Raw genomic sequence first — 19905 nt, forward strand, 5'->3', positions numbered from 1 at the left:
GGGATCACAATGGACAATCGCATCGATAAATACGGGCTGCACGTCGCGCCCGAGCTGGTGGAATTCATCGAGCGTGATGCGCTGCCGGGGACGGGTGTCTCATCAGACGATTTCTGGGCCGGATTGTCGCGTCTCACCCATGAGTTGGGACCGAAAAACCGCGATTTGCTGCAAAAACGCGAGGAAATGCAGCAAAAACTGGATGCGTGGCACATCGCGCGGCGCGGGCAGGCCCATGATCCCGCGGCCTATCAGGCCTATCTGAGCGAGATCGGATACCTTGTCCCCGAGGGCCCTGATTTTCAGATCGAAACCCAGAATGTAGACCCCGAGATCGCCCAAATCCCCGGTCCGCAACTGGTGGTGCCGATCATGAATGCGCGCTTTGCGCTGAACGCGGCGAATGCGCGGTGGGGCTCGTTGTATGATGCGCTGTATGGCACGGATGCGCTGGGCGATTTGCCTGTGGGCGGGGCCTATGACGTGGATCGCGGCGCCCGTGTGATCGCATGGGCCAAGGCGTTTCTGGATCAGGCGCTGCCCCTGGCGGGGGCGGTCTGGGCGGATGTCGACAAGCTGGCCGTCGATGGGGATGCGCTGGTGATCGAGGCCAAGGGCCGCCCGGTGGCCTTGCAGAACCCCACACAATATGCCGGCCATGCCGAGCCTGACGGTTGGGGAATGTTCCTCTTTAAAAACAATGGTCTGGGCATCGAAATTCTGGTCAATCCCGACAATCAGATCGGCGAGACCGATCCGGCGGGCATCGCCAGCGTGAACCTTGAATCCGCCATGTCCGCGATCATGGATTGCGAGGACAGCGTCGCCGCCGTGGATGCGGCCGACAAGGTGCTGGCCTATAGCAACTGGCTGGGCCTGATGAAGGGCGATCTGTCTGAAACCTTTGAAAAGGGTGGCCAGACGGTTACCCGGGAAATGCACGGCGATTTCACCTATACCGACCCCAACGGCGCGCCTCTGTTGGTCAAGTGCCGCAGCCTGATGCTGGTGCGCAATGTTGGCCACCTGATGACCAATCCGGCCATTCTGGATCGCGACGGGCTTGAGATCGGCGAGGGATTGATGGACGCGCTCTGCACCACGCTGATCGCCATGCATGACCTGAAGAAAACCGATGGGCCGCGCAATTCGGTCGCCGGGTCGGTCTATGTGGTCAAACCCAAGATGCATGGCCCCCAAGAGGTCGCCTTTGCCGACGAGATTTTCACCATGGTCGAGGAAATCCTGGGCCTGCCGCAATATACGGTGAAACTGGGCATCATGGACGAAGAGCGTCGCACCTCGGCCAACCTCAAGGAATGCATTCGGGCCGCCAAATCGCGGGTCGCCTTCATCAATACCGGCTTTTTGGACCGGACGGGCGACGAGATCCACACCAGTATGGAGGCCGGCCCCTTCTTGCCCAAGGGCGAGATGAAATCGACCCCCTGGATCACGTCCTATGAGGATCGCAATGTCGATATCGGTCTGGCCTGCGGGTTGCAGGGGAAGGCCCAGATCGGCAAGGGGATGTGGGCGATGCCCGACCTGATGGCGGACATGCTGGAGGCCAAGATCGGCCATCCGAGGTCGGGCGCGAATTGTGCCTGGGTGCCGTCGCCCACTGCCGCCACGCTGCACGCCACGCATTACCACAAGGTCGATGTTCTGGCCCGTCAGGACACGCTGAAGGCCGGTGGTGCGCGCGGCACGCTAGAGGATCTGCTGACCATTCCCGTCGCCACGGGGCGCAACTTCAGCGATGACGAGATCACGCGTGAGGTGGAAAACAACGCCCAAGGCATTCTGGGCTATGTGGTGCGCTGGGTCGATCAGGGGGTTGGGTGCTCGAAAGTGCCCGACATCAATGACGTTGGCTTGATGGAGGATCGCGCGACCTGCCGGATCTCCTCTCAGGCGCTGGCCAATTGGTTGCACCACGGAATCGTATCCGAATCGCGTGTGATGGAGGCGCTGCAAAAGATGGCTGTGGTTGTGGATGAACAGAACGCCGGTGATCCGTCCTATCGCCCGATGGCGCCTGGGTTTGACGGGGTCGCGTTCCAGGCGGCCTGCGATCTGGTCTTTAAGGGGCGCGTGCAGCCCAGCGGCTATACCGAGCCCGTTTTGCATCAGCGCCGACTGGAATTGAAGGCCTCTGGTTGATAGCATTGTGCCAGGTCCCAGACGGCCGGCGCAGTGTGTACCCAAGTAACAGGATTCTCTTATGGCTGACCTTTCGCTCAGAAAAGCTCGCACAATCATTCGCAAAGTGTTCGATGTAGGCAAGGAAATGGATCTGAAGCCGCTCAGCACCGTGGTGCTGGACGCGGGCGGCAACGTGATTGCGTTCGAACGAGGTGAGGGCGCGGCCCCCGGCCGTTTCGCCATCGCGCATGGCAAGGCCTATGGCACCGTGATGCTGGGGATGCCCGGCAAGGCCCAGATGGCGCGGGCCGAACAGCAACCCTATTTCATGACCGCTTTGGCGGGTGTCTATGGCGGCAATGTCGTGCCGGTCCCCGGTGGCGTTTTGGTGCGCAACAAGAAGGGCGTGATCGTCGGCGCTGTTGGCGTGACGGGGGATACCTCGGACAACGACGCCGTGGCGGCCCTGGCCGGGATCGAGGCCGCAGGCTTGATCGGCGAGGCCTGACCCCTGCCAAAACGGTGTGCATGTGCTGGATGACTGTGCGTCTGCGCGCAGGTTTCTTGTTTTGTCGCGGGCAGGATGCATATATTCTGTGCGATGAAGGTTTGAAAAAGGCGCGCCATGACCCGTCCTATTGTCGGCATTATCGGGAATCACCACGTCATCAACGAGACGTATCAGGTCCACGCGAGCGGGCTGATGAACACCGAGGCCGTGTCTTGTGTGTCCGGCTGTCTGCCGATGCTGATCGCGCCCGATCCGCGGTTCATCAGCGTTGCGGAATTGCTGGAGGCCTGTGACGGTTTCGTTCTGACCGGCGGGCGCCCCAATGTGCACCCCGAAGAATATGGCGAGTCCCCGACCGAGGCGCATGGGGACTTCGATCGGAACCGGGATGCGATCACGCTGCCTTTGGTCCGGGCCTGTGTCGAACGCGGTCAGCCGTTTTTGGGGATTTGCCGTGGTTTCCAAGAGGTGAACGTGGCCATGGGCGGATCGCTCTATCCCGAGATTCGCGACCTGCCCGGGCGGATGAACCACCGTATGCCGCCCGACGGGACGCTGGAGGAAAAATTCGCCCTGCGTCACAAGGTACGCTTCACCGAAGGGGGAAAATTCCATCAGTTGATGGGGGCTCAAGAGGTGATGACCAACACGTTGCACGGGCAGGGGATAAAGACCGCTGGTGCGCGGATCGTCATCGATGGCTATGCCCCCGACGACACGCCCGAGGCGATTTATGTCGACGGCGCCAAGGGGTTTACCTATTCCGTCCAGTGGCACCCTGAATGGGACGCAGCGAATGATCCGGTCTCGCGCCCCTTGTTCACCGCGTTTGGGGATGCTGTGCGCGCCTGGGCCGCTGGCAGAAGCCAGCGGATGCTGCGCACCGCCTGATATTTAGGCCGTTTGCAGCAGCTTGGCCTCGAATTCTTTCAGGCAGGGGCGGGCGGTATCACCATAGCTTTCGGGATCCGAGCGCAGTTCGGGAAAGATCGAGAACAGCTCTTCACGGGCGTGATCCAGAATGCCGTTCAGACCGTGACGCCCGGGGTGATAGCTTTCGCTTTGCGCCCCTTCAGCAAAAATCACCTCGTGCCGGTCAAACAGGATATGCACATAGTCGATGCTGGCCTTTTCCACCCGCCGGATCGAGCTCCCGTTTACCAGGTGACGGGCGGCCACAAAGGCCTCGGCAGTATTAAATAGCAAGTTTACATTCGACGAGCGGATCAACATGCGGTGTTGTGGCGAAACCAGTAGCGGTCGGGCGTTGCCGACCGACCCGGGGGCGAAACGGATCGGCGCAAGGTCTCCGGTGCCGTTGACCGCGCGTCGCCCGGTCCAGCGGATCGGCTGAACCCCATTATCGCGGGTGACGACCATGTCGCCGGGCCGCAAATCCTCGACCCGGCGCGGACCAAACGGAGTGCTGATCCGTGTGCCCGCCTTAAAGCAGATGATGATGTTTTCGATGTTCTCGAAATTCACCACGGTGCCGTCGACCAGCGTGGCATAGCCGCTGAGCCCGCCCCCCTGATCGACCGTGTTGGTATAGGTGATGCCGTCGCCATTCAGCAGCCCGCCGAAATCTAGCGTATCCCCGGTCGTTTCCCCGGTTTCGCCCCCTTCGATCGAGATACTGCCACCGCCCAGCCAGTCTTCGTCCAGCTCGAACGTGTCGTCTCCGCTGCCGCCAGTTGCTGTGTCGCCGCTGCCGACCTGCAGCACGTCATCGTCGTCGCCGCCCGAAAGGACATCCGCGCCATCGCCCCCGATCAACGTGTCATCGCCCGCGCCGCCATACAGGCTGTCATCGCCACCGGCCCCGTCCAGAATGTCATCGCCGCCCCGACCATAAAACACGTTGGTCCAATCGGCGCCCTGGGCGTCATAGCCGGTCAGCGTATCATCCCAATCCGAGCCGATGATCCCATCGAGGCCACCCGCCAGTGTATCCCCGGTCGCGTCGCCTCCGTCGGCGGTGCCCGCGCCCAAATCCACATCTACCCCGGCAGAGGAGCCCGAATAGTCGACAAAATCCATGCCAGCGCCACCGCTCAGGCTGTCACCGTCGGCCCCACCCGAGAGCGTGTCATCGCCATCGCCCCCAACGATCGTATCGCTGCCCGCGTCACCGCTGAGGCTATCATCGCCTTCCTCACCATAGATCAGGTCATCGCCTTCGCCGCCTGAAATGGTGTCATCCCCGGCCACAACCGGGATCGTGTCGAAATGCACATCCGTGACCAGCAGAATCTGACCGTTCGAGAAACCATTGTCATAGTCGATCTCGATCGATTGGACCGGGCCTGAGATTTCCACCAATACCGAGCCGGATTGCGATGAAAAGCTGTCGTTGCTGAGGCTGGCCGTGATCACGCCATTTCCGACCGTATCATCCCCGTTTCCGGTCAGATCGATGGTCACGGAATCGCCATTGGCATCAACCGCGCGGATGGTGATGACATCTTGCCACCCATTGTTGACGCCATCGATGTCCCCGATCCGGAACGACAGGTTGTTCACATTGTCGGAATAACTGTCCGGCTGGTTCGAGGTGAAATCAATGGTGGTGGTCGAGGTATCCCCGTTGCCAGAGCCCCGAAGTTCGAGCATCGAACTGGCGTTAAAGCTCTCTCCGCTGGCGACATAGGTCGAACTGGAGCTTTCAACGGTAAAGCCCGTGGCATTTCCGTCATCGGAAAAACCTACGGTCACGTCCATCACGCCGGTGGTTTGGGTGAAACCGCCTGAAATGTCGCTTTCGTCGCTGCCCTGACTGGACCAGTTCAGCAATTCCGAGGTCGAAGAGGCCGTCGTGACATTATCGCCATAGATCGTGTCATCGCCATCGCCCGCATCAATGGAATCGCTGCCGCCGCCACCGCTGATGAAATCGTCGCCATCCCCGGCCTGGACAGTATCATCCCCGTCCTGCGCCTCGATACTGTCGCCCATGCCGCTGGCCCCCGTGCCAACGCCGTCATCAACCTGGTCGCCTTGGGTGTCCACATAAGAGGCATCAATCAGGTCGTCCCCACCGGTGCCATCGACAACGCCATCCTGCGAAGAATAGCTGGGGGCATCGTCAACCTCGGCCTCATCAAACCGGCGGATCGTCGAGCTGGGGACGAAATAGACATTGCCATCGGTCGCTTCGTAATAGGTGCCGTTCAGGTTGTAATCCTGAACTTCGCCAATCCTGCCAATGCGTCCGGTAAAGGTGACATCACCGGATCCCAGCGTTGTTGCCGTCGTGAAACTGACCGGGGACGTCCCCAAGGAATCCCCAGTGTCCAGCGAACCATCGCCGAGCGTAATTCTATAGCCGGTGGGCATGAAACTGCTCCTGCCTTTGGGGGTGGGCCCCCGAACTTGCCTCTGATCGCCATCTTTATCGTGGCATTTGCGTTTACATTACGTGAATTTCCGCAAATCGGCAAGTTTGCAAGGCCCCGAGAGGCAAGAGCAGCTTTGTTTGGCCTAGCTGAGAAGATCGAATTGATCGATCAGCGGCAGAGTGCGCGCGCGTTCGCCTGTCAGATCAAACAGCGCATTCGCCAGCGCGGGTTTGGCCGGGGGTGTCCCTGGTTCGCCAACGCCCGAGATATGCGCCTTGTTTTGCAGGATCTGCGTTTGGATTTTGGGCACATTATGCATGCGCACCGCGTCGAAATCGGGGAAGTTGCTTTGCTCTACCGCGCCCTCGTCAAAGGTGATCTGTTCGTGGATGGCTGCGGACAGGCCATAGATCAACCCGCCCTCTAGTTGTGCCTGAACAATCGATGGATCCAGCGCGGTGCCGACATCTGCGGCGATCCAGGCGTTGGTGATCTTGATGCCGTCCTCGGTCTGCTGGACCTCGATCACCTCGGCCACCGGGGTGCCGAAGGAATAGTTGAACGCCACGCCACGCCCCACGCCTTCGGGCGTTTTGCCCGTCCAGCCGGACATGTCGCGCACGGCCTTCAGACACGCGGCCGAAACCGGATCTTCGGTCTCCATCATCTCCAGACGGAATTCCAAAGGATCGCGCCCGGCAGCATGGGCCAGTTCGTCAATAAAGGTTTCGTGGAAGAACCCGTTAAACGAGGCCCCAACCGAGCGCCAGAACCCCACCGGCAGATCCAGATCGGCGATATAGCCCCGGATCCGATAGTTCGGGATCTGGTAGGGCTGATCAAAGCAGCCTTCGACCAGCACTTTGTCAGGGCCGGACATCGGCAGGCCCATCATGCGACCGCCAGCCTGTACCGTGGCGGATTGCGCGGCGATCTGTCCATCCATCAGGACCGCTTTGCCGTCTTTGACAGCCCCGCGGAACCGCGCAATGGCGCCGGGGCGATAGAAATCATGGGTCATGTCCTGTTCGCGCGACCAGGTCAGTTGCACCGGCGTTCCCTTCATCGCCAGGGCCAGGCTGGTGGCGTATTGGGCATAGTCCACCTCTCCGCGACGACCGAAGCCACCGCCCATATAGGTGGTGTGAACTTCAACCTGTTCAGGGTCCAGCCCCGCGATTTTCGCGCATTTGTCCCGAACGATCAGCGGCCCTTGGTTGCCCGCCCAGATGGTCAGCGAGTCCCCTGTATACAGGGCGGTGGCATTCATCGGCTCCATCGTGGCATGGGCCAGATAGGGCAGGTGGTATTCAGCTGTGATCTCGGTCGCCCCAGCCGGGAGGCTGTCGGGATCGCCATCATTGCGCAGGGTAGAATTGGCGCTGCCGTCAAAGGCCTCGGCGATCTTGGCGTTGATTGCCTCCATCGTCTGCGGATGCGGGCCGGTGCCCCAGGTGATGTCCACCAGTTCGGCGGCTTGCATGGCGATCCAGGTGTTGCGCGCCACAACGGCAATTCCATCGCCCAGATCAACCACCTGTTCCACGCCGGGCATGGCCAGGGCCTCGGTCGCATCAAAGCTTTTCATCACCCCGTCCAGATGCGGGTTGGTGCGCAGAGCGGCGAATTTCATGCCCTCCACGCGCACATCGATGCCAAAAGTCGCGGTGCCAGTGGATTTTTCAACCATGTCGACACGGGGCGCGGCCTTGCCCAGGATCTTCCATTGGCTGGAGGGACGCAGCGCCACCTGTTTGGGTTTGATCGCGGCGGCCTCGGGGGCCAGATCAACATAGCTGATCCGGGTGTCATCGGGCAGGATCACGTGGCCTTGCCCGGTTTTTAGGCGCGACATAGCGACGCCCGAACGGTTCGCAGCGGCCTGTTTCAGCGCCTCACGCGCGCTGGCACCGGCGGCACGCATCTTTTCATAGCCATCCACGGTCGAGGTCGACCCGCCTGTGACCTGCAACGAGATCAGCTTGCCCACCTTGCCGACGGCGTCGGACACGCCGTGCATGAAATCGCTTTTGGCGTATTCCTTCATTGGCAGGGCGCTGCCCAGCATGGCCTCGTTGAAATAGGCCTGCGCGGGCGGGCCGTGCATGGTGCGGATGTCGGCCATGTCCACGTCCAGCTCTTCGGCCACCAGCGCGGCCAGAGTGGTGTGAATGCCCTGGCCCATCTCGGCGCGGGGAGTGACGATGGTGACCCCGTTCTGATCAATCACCACATAGGGGTTCAGAACAGCCTCGCCCGCGTCAGCGGTCAGAGGGTTGTCGGGATCCTGGTTGATCTTATAGGCGCCAAAGGCCACGCCACCAACGATGGCAGCGGATCCGATCAAAAAGGTGCGGCGGGCGATTTTTCCAATGCTGGCCATGGGTTAACCCTCCATCGTGGTGGCTGCGTCATGAATGGCGGCGCGGATGCGCGGATAGGTCCCGCAGCGGCACAGATTGCCCTGCATGGCCTCGTCGATCTGCGCGTCCGTGGGTTTTGGGGTCTCGGCCAGCAGGGCGGCGGCCTGCATGATCTGGCCAGACTGACAATAGCCGCATTGCGCCACCTGATGTTTCACCCAGGCCGTTTGCAACGCGTGCATGGCGTCCGGAGTGCCCAGCCCCTCGATCGTTGTGACCTCGCCCGTGACATCTGACAGGGGCACCTGACAGCTGCGCACGGCCTCGCCGTCGATCTGTACGGTGCAAGCCCCGCAGGCGGCCACGCCGCAGCCGAATTTGGTACCGGTCAGCCCGACCTCGTCGCGCAGAATCCACAGCAGGGGAACGTCGTCGGGCAGGTCGATCTGGTGGCTTTTGCCGTTGATTGTCAGCGTCTTTGACATGGCTGAGGCTCCTGTTGGGGGCTGTTTGTGACGTAGTGACAAAATGAGGTGAAAATGTCATAGTGTCAATTGACATTTTTTGCCAAATGTGTCAGTTCCTTGCAAATGCAAGAGATCAAACAAGAAATTTCTGGTCTGGACCCCAAACAACAGGCGATTTTGGCCTCGGCGTTCGAGGCCTTCCGGCTGTATGGGTTCAAGCGCACCTCGATGGAGGACATCGCCAAAGGGGCAGGGATGTCCCGTGCGGCGGTGTATCTGCATTACCGCAACAAAGAGGATATTTTTCAGTCGCTTGCGCAGGGGTATTACGACATGGCCGCGCAGGCCGTTGCCGAAATTCTGGCGCAGGACATGCCGCTCGAGCAGCTATTGCACCAGGCATTTCAGGCTCAGGCCGGCCCCATTTACGAGGCGATGGTGTCCTCTCCGCATGGGCAGGAAATGCTGGACACGAAACACATCCACACGATGGAGGTCGTGTCCGAAGGGGATGCGCGGTTGACCGGCTTGTATGCGGATTGGCTGCGTGACGGCGCGGCTGCGGGGCGCATCACCCTCGAGGGCTTGGGCGACGCGCCCGAGGATGTTGCCAAAACCATCTATGACGCACTGCACGGGGTGAAAACCAACCTGCAGGATCCCGAGTTTTTCCGGGCTTCGATTCATCGTCTGGCGCTGCTGTTTGGCCGTGCACTAACGCCCTAAACCTGCCCGCCTGCGATCTGGATTTCCTGGCCGTTGCTGCTTTCGTTGATCGGGTGGCACAGCCACAGCGCGGCGGCGGCGACCTCCTCGGGGGCGATCAGACGTTTGTGGCGGTTCATTTGCAGCATCATGTCGCGGGCCTCTTTGGTCGAGACACCAGCGCGTTCGGCGATGGCCTCGGTGTTTCGGCTGACAATCGGCGTGTCCACATAGCCCGGACAGATCGAGTTGAACGTATAGGGGCCGCCCATGAAATCCTCGGCGAACGAGCGGATCATCCCGATCACCCCGTGTTTTGACGCCGCATAGGCCCCGGCCCCGGGCGCACCGCGCACCCCGGCGATCGAGCTGATGGCGATCACGCGCCCCCAATCGGTGGTCAGCATCGAGCGCATGGATTCCCGGATCGTATAGAAACACCCGTCCAGATTGGTCGCCATGATACGGCGCCAGAATTCGGTATCGGTCTTGTGCAGTTTGCGTCCTTCGGCAATCCCGGCATTGGCAACGCAAATCTGGATGGGGCCATGCTGAGCGACCGCCTGATCAATGACCGTGGCGACTTGCAAATCATCCGTGACATCCATCGCCGCGGGAAACATGTTCGGGCCCGCGACCTGTTCCAGGACCTCCAGCCGCCGGCCAGTGATGGTGACAATCGCTCCTTGCGCCGCCAGGGCGCGCGCGATGGCCAACCCGATTCCCGTGCCGCCACCCGTGACCAGCGCGTGTTTGCCCATTATGTCCATTGTTCGTCCTCCTCCGCTATAGCGCCATGTTCACGACAGGACCGGGCGCTGACAAGTCCGCCGTTCCGTCACTTTGCCCGGGCGGGGGTCTGGCGGTCTTTACAAACTTATTCGCATCTGTGAATTTGTTGCGCAATCAGCCCCGGAGGAGATTTCATGACCCATTCTTTTAGCGCCAGCCTTTTTGCATCGCTGGCCCTGGCCGCGCCCCTGGCGCTGGCCAGCGAAGACATCGCCGACCAGTACCCGCAGTCCGAACTGTATTCCAAACCGGTCGAGGTGATCCCGCATGTGTTCTCGGCCATCGGGGCCACGGCACCGCCTACCTATGAAAACAGCGGCCACAACAACAACCTCAGCTTCGTCATCACCGGGGACGGTGTGGTGGTGATCAATGGCGGGGCCTCGGCCCGACTGGCGGCAGCGTTGCACGAGGAAATCAAGGCCGTCACCGACCAGCCCGTCAAACTGGTGATCAGCGAGAACGGGCAGGGGCACGCGATGCTGGGGAACTCGTACTGGGCCGATCTGGGTGTGGACATCCTGATGCATGTGGATGCCGCCCACGAGGTCGAGGAAAATGGCGATTTCATCCTGCAAGGCATGGAGCGCTATAACCGCGACAAGGCCGAGGGCACCCGCGTGGTCATGCCCACCATCACCTTCGAGCAGAACTATGAGGTGGTCATGGGCGACGTGACGTTCAAGATCACCCATCTGGGCCCCTCGCATGGGCCGGGGGACACACAGGTCTATATCCCGCAATGGAGCATGATGATCGCCGGGGACATCGCCTTTCACGAGCGGATGCTGCCCATATTCGAGGACACCTGCACCAGCTGCTGGTTGCTGACCTGGGAGGAGTATTTTGCCCCGATCAATGCGACCTATGTCATCCCCGGCCACGGACATCCTACAAACATGGCGCAGGTGACGCGCTATACCTATGACTATCTCACAGATCTGCGTGCCAAGATCGGCGCCCATATCGACGAGGGCGGTGATCTGGCCGGCGCGTATTATGTCGATCAGGAGCGCTGGCGAAACCTGGACACGTTCGAGGAACTGGCCACCAAGAACGCCGGGCGCGTCTTTGAAGAGATGGAGTGGGAATAGCCTCGTACTCCCAGAGTGCCGACCTGAAACAGCGACGGGCCGGGGCCCGCGCGGCCTGCTTGCTGCGCAAACAGAAAGCGCCCACGCTGCAAACGGTGACAGCAGCAGGGAAACACAATGCCGCGTGGTCGTCAGTTTGGAATGGTGGTAGGTCCTTGACCAATCGCAGCGCAGGTCTGTCGTTGTGTTTCCGATTTCCGGCCCGTTTGGGTGAATTTCTAAGGGTTCGTGTTGATGAAATGGCTTGATATTCCCCCGATGTGGCTGCTGGTGGCGGCCATCGTCGCTTGGGTGCAGGGCACGTATTTTCCCTTCGGCTTCAGCTTTGGGGGATACTGGGCCGATTTCCTGGGGGGTGTTCTGGTTGGCGGGGGCATCTTGCTGATGCTGCTGGCTGTGGTCGAGATGCGCAAGCATCGCACCACGGTGATCCCGCATCGCGAGGCGGAAACGATGGTCACGACGGGCATCTTCTCGCGGTCGCGCAACCCGATCTACCTTGGGGATGTAGTGCTTTTGGCGGGGTTGGTTCTGCGGTTCGATGCCGTATTGTCGCTGCCGCTGGTGCCTGTATTGTTGTGGGTGTTGGAAAAACGCTTTGTGATACCCGAAGAAAATAGGTTGAGGATCAAATTTCGTGCAAATTTCGCACGCTACTGCCAAAAGACGCGCCGATGGATTTGACAGAAAGCACAGTTCAGTGCATCTGGTGCGGGAAGCTGCGCAATAATATTGCGCGGTCAAAAAGAAATATGCTCTGAAAAACTCAGGGCCAAGGGGTTAACTGTTCTTAAGGGGGACAAAAAAGTTGAAAATCGGAACTCCTAAGGAAGTATTCGAGGGAGAAAATCGCGTTGCGATGACTCCTGACTCGGCTCTGCAATTGCAGAAGCTGGGCTACGAATGCGCCATCGAGTCCGGGGCGGGTGCCGCCGCCGGGTTCTCGGACGAGGTCTATGAAAAGGCCGGGGTCGAGATCATCAAGACCGCGGCCCAGCTGTGGAAAGGTGTCGACGTTGTTGCCAAAGTGCGTCAGCCCACCGAAACCGAGCTGAAGCGCATGGTGGCAGGTCAGACCCTGATCAGCTTCTTCAACCCGGCCGGGAACGAAGAAGGTCTGGAACTGGCCAAGTCCAAGGGCGCGAACGTGATCGCCATGGAAATGGTGCCGCGTATTTCGCGTGCTCAGAAAATGGACGCGCTGTCGTCCATGGCCAACATCGCCGGCTATCGCGCCGTGATCGAGGCGGGCAACAACTTTGGCCGGTTCTTCACCGGTCAGGTGACGGCTGCCGGTAAAGTGCCCCCCGCCAAGGTTCTGGTTGTGGGTGCTGGCGTGGCCGGTCTGGCCGCCATCGGGACCGCGACCTCGCTGGGTGCGATCACCTATGCCTTCGACGTGCGCCCCGAAGTGGCCGAGCAGGTCGAATCCATGGGCGCCGAGTTCGTGTTCCTGGACTTCGAAGAAGAACAGCAGGACGGCGCCGCCACCGGCGGTTACGCGTCTGTTCAGTCGGATGAATTCCGCGAGGCTCAGCTGGCCAAGTTCCGCGAACTGGCCCCCGAGGTGGACATCGTGATCACCACCGCGCTGATCCCCAACCGCGAAGCGCCCGAGCTGTGGACCAAGGACATGGTCGAGGCGATGAAGCCCGGCTCCGTGATCGTGGACCTTGCGGCTGAAAAGGGCGGCAACTGTAAGCTGACCGTCGCAGACGAGAAAATCGTGACCGAGAATGGCGTGACCATCGTCGGCTACACCGATTTCCCCTCGCGCATGGCCTCGCAGGCGTCGTCGCTATATGCGACCAACATCCGTCACATGATGACTGACCTGACCCCTGAAAAAGACGGTCAGATCAATCACGACATGGAAGACGACGTGATCCGTGGCGCCACCGTGACCTTTGAAAAGGAAATCACCTGGCCACCGCCACCGCCCAAGGTTCAGGCGATTGCCGCCCAGAAACCCAAAGAAGCCCCCAAGGAACTGACGCCCGAAGAAAAACGGGCCGAGGAACTGGCGGCCTTCAAGGCGCAGACCAAGCAGCAGGTGACCCTGCTGGCAGTTGGTGCCGTGCTGCTGTTGGGCGTGGGTCTGGTGGCTCCGGCCAGCTTTATGCAGCACTTCATCGTGTTCGTTCTGGCCGTGTTCGTGGGCTTCCAGGTGATCTGGAACGTCAGCCACTCGCTGCACACCCCGCTGATGGCTGTGACCAACGCCATTTCGTCGATCATTATCCTGGGCGCGCTGATGCAGATCGGTTCTGGCTCGTTCCTGGTGATCATCCTCGCCGCGCTTTCGGTCTTTATGGCCGGGATCAACATTTTCGGCGGCTTCCTCGTGACCCGGCGCATGCTCGCCATGTTCCAGAAATCGTAAGGAGTAGGGACACATGGAATTCGGATTTACCACTGCGGCATATGTTGTTGCCGCTGTTCTCTTCATCCTGTCGCTGGGTGGCCTCTCGGGCCAGGAAAGCGCCAAACGCGCTGTCTGGTACGGCATCGTCGGCATGGCTCTGGCCGTTGCCGCAACCCTGATCGGCCCCGGTTCGGGCCTGTGGCTGCTGTCGATCGTCCTGATCGCAGCGGGCGGCACCATCGGGTACTATGTTGCCCAACGCGTGCAGATGACCGAAATGCCCCAGCTGGTTGCAGCCATGCACTCGCTGGTGGGTCTGGCGGCTGTCTTTGTAGGCTTTAACGCCCATTTCGAGATGTCCAACGTGGCCGCAGTTCTGGCCACCGCGCCGGGCTCCCTGAACGCCGAAGGCGTGCAGACCTGGTTCCACGACCAGCACCTTGGGTCCTTCGCCGAGCTGATCGCGCATAAATCCTCGGTCGAGCTGAACATCCTGAAGGTCGAGCTGGCGCTGGGCATCTGGATCGGTGCTGTGACCTTTACCGGCTCGGTGATTGCCTATGGCAAGCTGGCTGGCAAAGTGACCTCGGCCGCGCAAAAGCTGCCCGGTGGCCACATCCTGAACGCGGCTGCAGCTGTGATCTCGCTGGTCTGCCTGATCTGGTACTTCAGCTCGGCCAGCTTCCTGCCGCTGGCGATCCTGACCGTGATGGCGCTGTTCATCGGCTATCACCTGATCATGGGGATCGGTGGCGCGGACATGCCTGTGGTTGTCTCGATGCTGAACTCGTATTCGGGCTGGGCCGCGGCCGCCATCGGCTTCAGCCTGGGCAACGACCTGCTGATCGTGGTTGGCGCGCTGGTGGGTTCGTCCGGTGCGATCCTGTCCTACATCATGTGTAAGGCGATGAACCGTTCGTTCGTCAGCGTGATCCTGGGCGGCTTTGGCGGCACGGCTGGTCCCGCGATGGAAGTCGAGGGCGAGCAAGTCGCGATCGACAGCGACGGTGTTGCCACCGCGCTGGAAGAGGCCGACAGCATCATCATCATCCCCGGCTACGGGATGGCCGTGGCTCAGGCGCAGCAGTCCGTGTCGGAACTGACCAAGCGTCTGCGCGGCAAAGGCAAAGAGGTGCGTTTCGCAATTCACCCCGTTGCAGGCCGTCTGCCTGGCCACATGAACGTGCTGCTGGCCGAAGCCAAGGTGCCGTATGACATCGTGATGGAGATGGACGAGATCAACGACGACTTCCCGGAAACGGATGTTGTCATCGTGATCGGCTCGAACGACATCGTGAACCCCGCCGCACAAGAAGACCCCAACAGCCCCATCGCCGGTATGCCGGTTCTGGAATGCTGGAAGGCAAAACAGGTCTTCGTGTCCAAGCGTGGTCAGGGTACGGGCTACTCGGGCATCGAGAACCCGCTGTTCTATAAGGAAAACACCCGCATGTTCTATGGCGACGCGAAAAAGTCGCTGGACGAGCTGCTGACCAAAATCAGCTGATCGGAACATCGCTAAGTGATCGGGAAGGGCGCCTTTGGGCGCCCTTTCTTGTGCTTCAAGGACCCGGCTGAAGGTTCTGTATGCGGCGGTATTCACTTAACCCCATGAAACAAAAGACTTATTTACTTTTTCGTGGTGATGCGTAAGGTGACGCGAAAGGAGACCCCAGTGCATTCCATTCCTGACCACGATTTACGCTATAGCCTTGCGAACGAGCTGCATGCGCGCCCTTTTCCCTCGCTCGAGGCGTCCAGTACCGCGGCCTATTTGGCGATCAAGCGGCCCGAAGATGCGGCCAGCCGGGATCGTTCGCTGGACCTTGCGCATCTGCATGACTTGCTGGATCGCTACGGCGCGCCGCACCCTCAGCCTGGGGCCACGCATTATTTCGGCCAGATTGGCCGGCATATGTTGAAATGGGAACAGCATACGGAATTCGTGACCTACACCACATTTACCGATACGCTAAGCAGCCGCCCTTTTGATCCCACCGATTTCGAGGTCTTTCCAGCCGATTGGCTGGCCAAGGCTCCGGGTGTTCGGGTGACCTCGGCCTTGCTGCGCGTCGAACCCTGGCAGGCCGACCAGGACCCGATGCCAAGCCTGCATGAATGGTTTGTGCCCGAAAGCCTGGCCGCAACACGGGTGCTGGATGACACGGCCATTGTTGCAGGGGATTTCCGGATCGACGCCTCGGGGCATCTGCGCTTTGCCGTGTTCGCCGCGCCCGAGGCCGGAGCCCGCCGTATTGGTCGCGTGGTGCAGCGCCTGTGTGAAATCGAGACCTACAAAAGCCTGTCGATGCTGGGCTTTGCGCGGGCCAAGGAGATCTCGGGGCGGATGACCGAGCTGGACAGCAAGTTGACCGGGCTGATGGACCAGATGACCACGGATGACAGCGCCCCAGAGGATACCTTGACCGGGTTGCTGATGGCGTCGGCCGAGCTCGAACGCATGGTCGCGCGCAATTCGTTTCGGTTTGGTGCTACGGCGGCCTACGAGGCCATTGTGCATGACCGGATACAGGTCCTACGCGAGCAACGCTATCAGGGGCGCCAGACCTTCAACGAATTCATGATGCGCCGCTATGACCCGGCCATGCGGACGGTGAAATCCACGCAGTCCCGCCTGGCCGCCATGGCAGATCGGGCGATCCGCGCGGGCGAATTGTTACGGACCCGGGTAGATGTCGAACGCTCGGCGCAGAACCAGAAGCTGCTGGAAAGCATGGACCGGCGGGCCGACCTGCAACTGCGTCTGCAAAAGACGGTCGAGGGGCTGAGCGTCGTTGCCATCAGCTATTACGCGGTCTCGTTGGCGTCCTACGCGGCCTACCCGCTGACGGGGGCATTGGGGATCAGCAAAGGCGAGCTGACGGCAGCGCTTACTCTGCCGGTTGTAGGGGCGGTGTGGTGGATGCTGCGGCGGATTCAGCGGAAGATGCACTAAGCACACGCCCTGCCACCCAGCCCCCCAGAGCGATGCTGAAGATGGCCAGGATCGCCGCGATCGACAGGGTCGGCACGCCCGACAGGCCTGCGCCCAAGGTGCAGCCTCCGGCCAGCACGCCGCCCACGCCCATCAACGCAGCGCCGGTCAGATAGCGGCCTGTTTGGCGCGGGGTCTCAAAGCTCTGCCATTGGAACTGCCCGCGCACCAAGGCGGTGATCAGAGCGCCAACCAGGACGCCTGTGAACAGGCCTACGCCGAAATTGGCAGAAATCGATGTGCTGGCGATCGACCAGAACAGCGTGTCGGCGGCTGGGGCGGTAAAACTCAGCGCCTCCATGGTGATCGGATCGAAATCGTCATACAGCACGTATCCGGTGCCCACCCAGGCCAGCGGCACCAATGCGCCAATCGCCGCGGCGGCGATCAAAGTCCCGACCCGATTGCCCGAGCGCAGGGCGGCCACCAGCGCCAATGCAGCGATCAGGGCGCTCCAGATCAGAGCATTGCCAGGAAGGGAAGGGGACAGCGTCACGGTGACGTCGCTAAGGGCGATGCGCAGCGGCGCCAATGTGCCCTTCATCGTCGCGTGGGCCACGACCGCGAAAACGACCAGTACAAGGGCCGCGCGCAGGTTTCCGGTTCCGGTCAGAACCGCCAGCCGCGAGGCACATCCGCGGGTCAAAACCATGCCAACCCCAAACAACAGCCCGCCAACGACAATGGCCAGAACCGGCAGCTCATCGGCCAGAAAACGATGTTCGGAAAACGAGATCAGCCCGGAAGCGACAGCGATTTGCGTGCCGAGCACGGCCACTGCCAACGCGCTTAGCCAGACGCCGGCAGCTTGCTTGCGATCCTGTCCTACGATGGCGCGACGAAAGCAGAATTTGGTGATCTGAGCCAGCGCACCGAACGCCAGGCCAATGGCCAGAGCGACGTAAACGGCGGCCTGCGGCGCGGTAAGGGTTTCAAAGCCGAAGGTTTCAAACATGATCTGCTCTCATCGGGGTTTGGAATAATTTCCCATTTGGAGCGAAATTGCTGACAGATCAAGCTTAATAATAAGGGGTAAGCCCTTTGGGTGAGGGATAAAGTTCTGAGAACGCCCGATACTCAAAACGAATCTTGTTTTGTGAATGGAACAGGAAGACATCAGCCCATGTCGCAGGCTTGGCCCTGCATTTTGATCCTTTTTCGCGATCTGGCGCTATTTGCGTTGAATGCGCGGGTCCAGGGCGTCCCGCAGACCGTCGCCGAGGTAATTCACGCTTAGAACAATGAGGGAAATGGCCAAGCCCGGCAGCACGACGCGCTCGGGGTACAAATCCATACGGGGGACAGCGTCGGCCAGCATTTTGCCCCAGGTGGGATGGTCGGGCGGAAAGCCAAGCCCCAGAAAGGACAGCGCGCTTTCAGTGATGATCGCGGTGGCCAGCCCCAGCGTGGCGGACACCACAATCGGAGAGATCACATTCGGCAACAGATGGCGCCATATGATCGCGCCGGGCGTGGCACCAAGGGATTGCGCGGCCAGGATGAACTCGCGCTGTTTCAGGGTCAGCACTTCGGCCCGGACGATCCGCGCGGTCTGCATCCAACTGGTCAACCCCACGACGCCGACGATCAACAGGAACATGCCGGTCTCGGGGCCAAAGGTGCTGCGCAGGGGCGCGCGAAATAAGGTGACGGCCACCAAGAGCAGGGGAATGACAGGCAACGAGAGCATCAGGTCGGTGAAGCGCATCAGAATCCCATCCAATCGCCGCACATACCCGGCCAGCAGGCCCACTGTGGTTCCGACCCCCATGGACAAGACCATCGCGACCCATCCCACGGCGATCGAGCTGCGCCCTCCGGCAATCATCTTGGCCAGGGTATCCCGACCCAGATTGTCGGTGCCCAGCGGGTGCGCCCATTGGATCTTGGCCGCGCTGTTCCAAAGCGCGGTATAGACGGGGCGCAGATCCTTGTTTCGGATATCCAGAGCCTGAGGATCCAGTGACCACAGCACGGGCCCCAGCAACACGCCCAGCGTCAGAAAGGCCAAGAGACCCCCGCCGATCATCGCTCCTTTGTGGCGTTTGAATTGGCGCCAGATGTCGCGGCGCGGTGATCTGGCGAAATCAGTCATAGCGAATCCTGGGGTCCAGTACGCCATAAATCAGATCGGCCAGGATGTTGAGCAGCACGACCAATACCGCAATCAGAAAGGTCAGCGTCTGTACCGTGGGGAAATCGTTGGCCAGCAGGGCGTTCAACAGCTGATCTCCGATCCCGTTCACCTTGAAGACCGCCTCGGTGATGATGGCGCCTCCGAAAACACTGGGCGCCCCCATCGCAATGGCGCTGATCACCGGAAGCATCGAGTTGCGCAGCACGTGAACCAGGACCACGCGGATTTCCGGCGCGCCTTTGGCACGGGCGGTGCGCACGTAGTCCTGCCGCAGATTGTCCAGCACCGAGCCCCGCAGATAGCGGCTTATCTGCGCTGTGGTCTGCAGCGACAGCACCATCACCGGCATAATCATTTGGCGCAGCTGTACCAGGAAACTGCCCCAATCCGTGACGGTATGCGTGGTGTCATAGACCGATGGAAACCAGCCCAGTTGCACCGCAAACAGCATGATCAGCAACGGCCCCGAGAAAAACGGCGGCACGGACAGGCCCAGCATGGTCACGAATGTGCCCGCCTGATCGAATACAGAATACTGACGATAGGCCGCGTAAATCCCGATGGGCAGCGCAATCAGGATGCCCACGACATAGGACAGCCCCACCACCCACAGGGTCTGAGGCAGACGCTGCGCCACGACCTCCATGACGGGGGCGTGGCTTTGCCAACTGAGAATGCGCTGCTTGCCCTCGGCAAAGGTGGTGCCAAACCAGTGATCCAGCCACACTTGGGGTTCAATCCAGAAAAACTGGGTCAGCCACTTCAGGAATTGCGCATGCGCCGGCTGCCCCAGGCCCAAGGCCTCGCGCATACGTTCTTTGACCTCGGGGGGCACGCTTAGGGGCACCTGCGCCATCGGGTCTCCGGGGGCCAGGTCCAGCAACAGGAATATTACCAGGCTGATAAACAACAATGTTGGCACCGCCAGCAGCAGTCGCCGTATCGTGAACGCGAGCATCTAGTCGTCTTTGCCGGTGCGGGTCGTGGGGC

At 60.7% G+C, this 19905-nt stretch carries 16 protein-coding genes; 9 read left to right on the forward strand and 7 right to left on the reverse strand.

All coding sequences use genetic code 11. From position 1 onward, the window contains the following. The first annotated feature begins 9 nt into the window (after nt 1-9). The 3 genes from ACXADQ_RS13240 to ACXADQ_RS13250 all read left to right on the forward strand — a co-directional run bounded on the left by ACXADQ_RS13240 (nt 10) and on the right by ACXADQ_RS13250 (nt 3550). Entirely contained in the window at nt 10-2166 is a 2157-nt protein-coding gene (locus tag ACXADQ_RS13240) for a malate synthase G (RefSeq protein WP_475321242.1), read from the forward strand. A gap of 61 nt (nt 2167-2227) precedes the next feature. Continuing rightward, nucleotides 2228-2656: a GlcG/HbpS family heme-binding protein gene (locus tag ACXADQ_RS13245; RefSeq protein WP_475321246.1), complete on the forward strand. Its 429-nt coding sequence runs from the start codon at nt 2228-2230 to the stop codon at nt 2654-2656. A gap of 117 nt (nt 2657-2773) precedes the next feature. Continuing rightward, on the forward strand, nt 2774-3550 hold the full coding sequence (locus ACXADQ_RS13250) for a gamma-glutamyl-gamma-aminobutyrate hydrolase family protein (RefSeq protein ID WP_475321249.1): 777 nt from the start codon (nt 2774-2776) through the stop codon (nt 3548-3550). Nucleotides 3551-3553: 3 nt separating this feature from the next. On the opposite strand, the gene ACXADQ_RS13255 is transcribed toward ACXADQ_RS13250, so the two are convergent. The 3 genes from ACXADQ_RS13255 to ACXADQ_RS13265 form a co-directional block, all read right to left on the reverse strand. Then, complete coding sequence (locus ACXADQ_RS13255; RefSeq protein WP_475321252.1) at nt 3554-5995, reverse strand: Hint domain-containing protein; 2442 nt, start codon at nt 5993-5995, stop codon at nt 3554-3556. Nucleotides 5996-6139: 144 nt separating this feature from the next. Then, complete coding sequence (locus tag ACXADQ_RS13260) at nt 6140-8380, reverse strand: xanthine dehydrogenase family protein molybdopterin-binding subunit (RefSeq protein WP_475321255.1); 2241 nt, start codon at nt 8378-8380, stop codon at nt 6140-6142. 3 nt (nt 8381-8383) lie between these two features. Next, complete coding sequence (locus ACXADQ_RS13265) at nt 8384-8845, reverse strand: (2Fe-2S)-binding protein (RefSeq protein ID WP_475321257.1); 462 nt, start codon at nt 8843-8845, stop codon at nt 8384-8386. A 105-nt stretch (nt 8846-8950) separates the two neighbouring features. Between ACXADQ_RS13265 and ACXADQ_RS13270 the strand changes: the two genes are divergently transcribed. Continuing rightward, nucleotides 8951-9553 (forward strand): TetR/AcrR family transcriptional regulator, encoded by a 603-nt coding sequence (locus tag ACXADQ_RS13270; RefSeq protein ID WP_475321259.1) that lies wholly within the window; start codon nt 8951-8953, stop codon nt 9551-9553. On the opposite strand, the gene ACXADQ_RS13275 is transcribed toward ACXADQ_RS13270, so the two are convergent. Further along, the gene (locus ACXADQ_RS13275) at nt 9550-10302 is read right to left on the reverse strand and encodes an SDR family NAD(P)-dependent oxidoreductase (protein ID WP_475321261.1); all 753 of its coding nucleotides are present in this window, start codon (nt 10300-10302) and stop codon (nt 9550-9552) included. The two genes, ACXADQ_RS13270 and ACXADQ_RS13275, sit on opposite strands and share 4 nt — an antisense overlap. A 156-nt stretch (nt 10303-10458) precedes the next feature. Between ACXADQ_RS13275 and ACXADQ_RS13280 the strand changes: the two genes are divergently transcribed. The 5 genes from ACXADQ_RS13280 (at nt 10459) to ACXADQ_RS13300 (ending at nt 16739) form a co-directional block, all read left to right on the forward strand. After that, entirely contained in the window at nt 10459-11418 is a 960-nt protein-coding gene (locus ACXADQ_RS13280; RefSeq protein WP_475321266.1) for an MBL fold metallo-hydrolase, read from the forward strand. A gap of 234 nt (nt 11419-11652) precedes the next feature. Beyond that, entirely contained in the window at nt 11653-12102 is a 450-nt protein-coding gene (locus ACXADQ_RS13285) for a methyltransferase family protein (protein ID WP_475321269.1), read from the forward strand. A gap of 124 nt (nt 12103-12226) precedes the next feature. Continuing rightward, nucleotides 12227-13801, forward strand: coding sequence for a Re/Si-specific NAD(P)(+) transhydrogenase subunit alpha (locus ACXADQ_RS13290; RefSeq protein WP_475321273.1), 1575 nt, complete (start codon nt 12227-12229; stop codon nt 13799-13801). Nucleotides 13802-13814: 13 nt separating this feature from the next. Beyond that, on the forward strand, nt 13815-15290 hold the full coding sequence (locus ACXADQ_RS13295; RefSeq protein ID WP_475321277.1) for an NAD(P)(+) transhydrogenase (Re/Si-specific) subunit beta: 1476 nt from the start codon (nt 13815-13817) through the stop codon (nt 15288-15290). 168 nt (nt 15291-15458) lie between these two features. Beyond that, nucleotides 15459-16739 carry a DUF3422 family protein gene (locus ACXADQ_RS13300; RefSeq protein ID WP_475321279.1) on the forward strand — a complete coding sequence of 427 codons (1281 nt, stop codon included), beginning with the start codon at nt 15459-15461 and terminating at the stop codon, nt 16737-16739. On the opposite strand, the gene ACXADQ_RS13305 is transcribed toward ACXADQ_RS13300, so the two are convergent. The 3 genes from ACXADQ_RS13305 to ACXADQ_RS13315 all read right to left on the reverse strand — a co-directional run bounded on the left by ACXADQ_RS13305 (nt 16675) and on the right by ACXADQ_RS13315 (nt 19873). Then, the gene (locus ACXADQ_RS13305) at nt 16675-17733 is read right to left on the reverse strand and encodes a YeeE/YedE family protein (protein ID WP_475321281.1); all 1059 of its coding nucleotides are present in this window, start codon (nt 17731-17733) and stop codon (nt 16675-16677) included. The genes ACXADQ_RS13300 and ACXADQ_RS13305 overlap by 65 nt on opposite strands. A gap of 216 nt (nt 17734-17949) precedes the next feature. Next, nucleotides 17950-18873 (reverse strand): ABC transporter permease, encoded by a 924-nt coding sequence (locus tag ACXADQ_RS13310; protein WP_475321284.1) that lies wholly within the window; start codon nt 18871-18873, stop codon nt 17950-17952. Beyond that, the gene (locus tag ACXADQ_RS13315) at nt 18866-19873 is read right to left on the reverse strand and encodes an ABC transporter permease (protein ID WP_475321288.1); all 1008 of its coding nucleotides are present in this window, start codon (nt 19871-19873) and stop codon (nt 18866-18868) included. Before ACXADQ_RS13315 ends, ACXADQ_RS13310 begins: the two co-directional genes overlap by 8 nt. Nucleotides 19874-19905: the final 32 nt, after the last annotated feature.

This window comes from Thalassovita sp. ABM4_323 (assembly GCF_056158665.1).

Excerpts from the sequence above, each read along its gene's own strand:
- ACXADQ_RS13240 (WP_475321242.1), top strand. The coding sequence starts at position 10 with ATGGACAATCGCATCGATAAATACGGGCTGCACGTCGCGCCCGAGCTG.
- ACXADQ_RS13245 (WP_475321246.1), top strand. The coding sequence starts at position 2,228 with ATGGCTGACCTTTCGCTCAGAAAAGCTCGCACAATCATTCGCAAAGTG.
- ACXADQ_RS13250 (WP_475321249.1), top strand. The coding sequence starts at position 2,774 with ATGACCCGTCCTATTGTCGGCATTATCGGGAATCACCACGTCATCAAC.
- ACXADQ_RS13255 (WP_475321252.1), bottom strand. The coding sequence starts at position 5,995 with ATGCCCACCGGCTATAGAATTACGCTCGGCGATGGTTCGCTGGACACT.
- ACXADQ_RS13260 (WP_475321255.1), bottom strand. The coding sequence starts at position 8,380 with ATGGCCAGCATTGGAAAAATCGCCCGCCGCACCTTTTTGATCGGATCC.
- ACXADQ_RS13265 (WP_475321257.1), bottom strand. The coding sequence starts at position 8,845 with ATGTCAAAGACGCTGACAATCAACGGCAAAAGCCACCAGATCGACCTG.
- ACXADQ_RS13270 (WP_475321259.1), top strand. The coding sequence starts at position 8,951 with ATGCAAGAGATCAAACAAGAAATTTCTGGTCTGGACCCCAAACAACAG.
- ACXADQ_RS13275 (WP_475321261.1), bottom strand. The coding sequence starts at position 10,302 with ATGGACATAATGGGCAAACACGCGCTGGTCACGGGTGGCGGCACGGGA.
- ACXADQ_RS13280 (WP_475321266.1), top strand. The coding sequence starts at position 10,459 with ATGACCCATTCTTTTAGCGCCAGCCTTTTTGCATCGCTGGCCCTGGCC.
- ACXADQ_RS13285 (WP_475321269.1), top strand. The coding sequence starts at position 11,653 with ATGAAATGGCTTGATATTCCCCCGATGTGGCTGCTGGTGGCGGCCATC.
- ACXADQ_RS13295 (WP_475321277.1), top strand. The coding sequence starts at position 13,815 with ATGGAATTCGGATTTACCACTGCGGCATATGTTGTTGCCGCTGTTCTC.
- ACXADQ_RS13305 (WP_475321281.1), bottom strand. The coding sequence starts at position 17,733 with ATGTTTGAAACCTTCGGCTTTGAAACCCTTACCGCGCCGCAGGCCGCC.
- ACXADQ_RS13310 (WP_475321284.1), bottom strand. The coding sequence starts at position 18,873 with ATGACTGATTTCGCCAGATCACCGCGCCGCGACATCTGGCGCCAATTC.
- ACXADQ_RS13315 (WP_475321288.1), bottom strand. The coding sequence starts at position 19,873 with ATGCTCGCGTTCACGATACGGCGACTGCTGCTGGCGGTGCCAACATTG.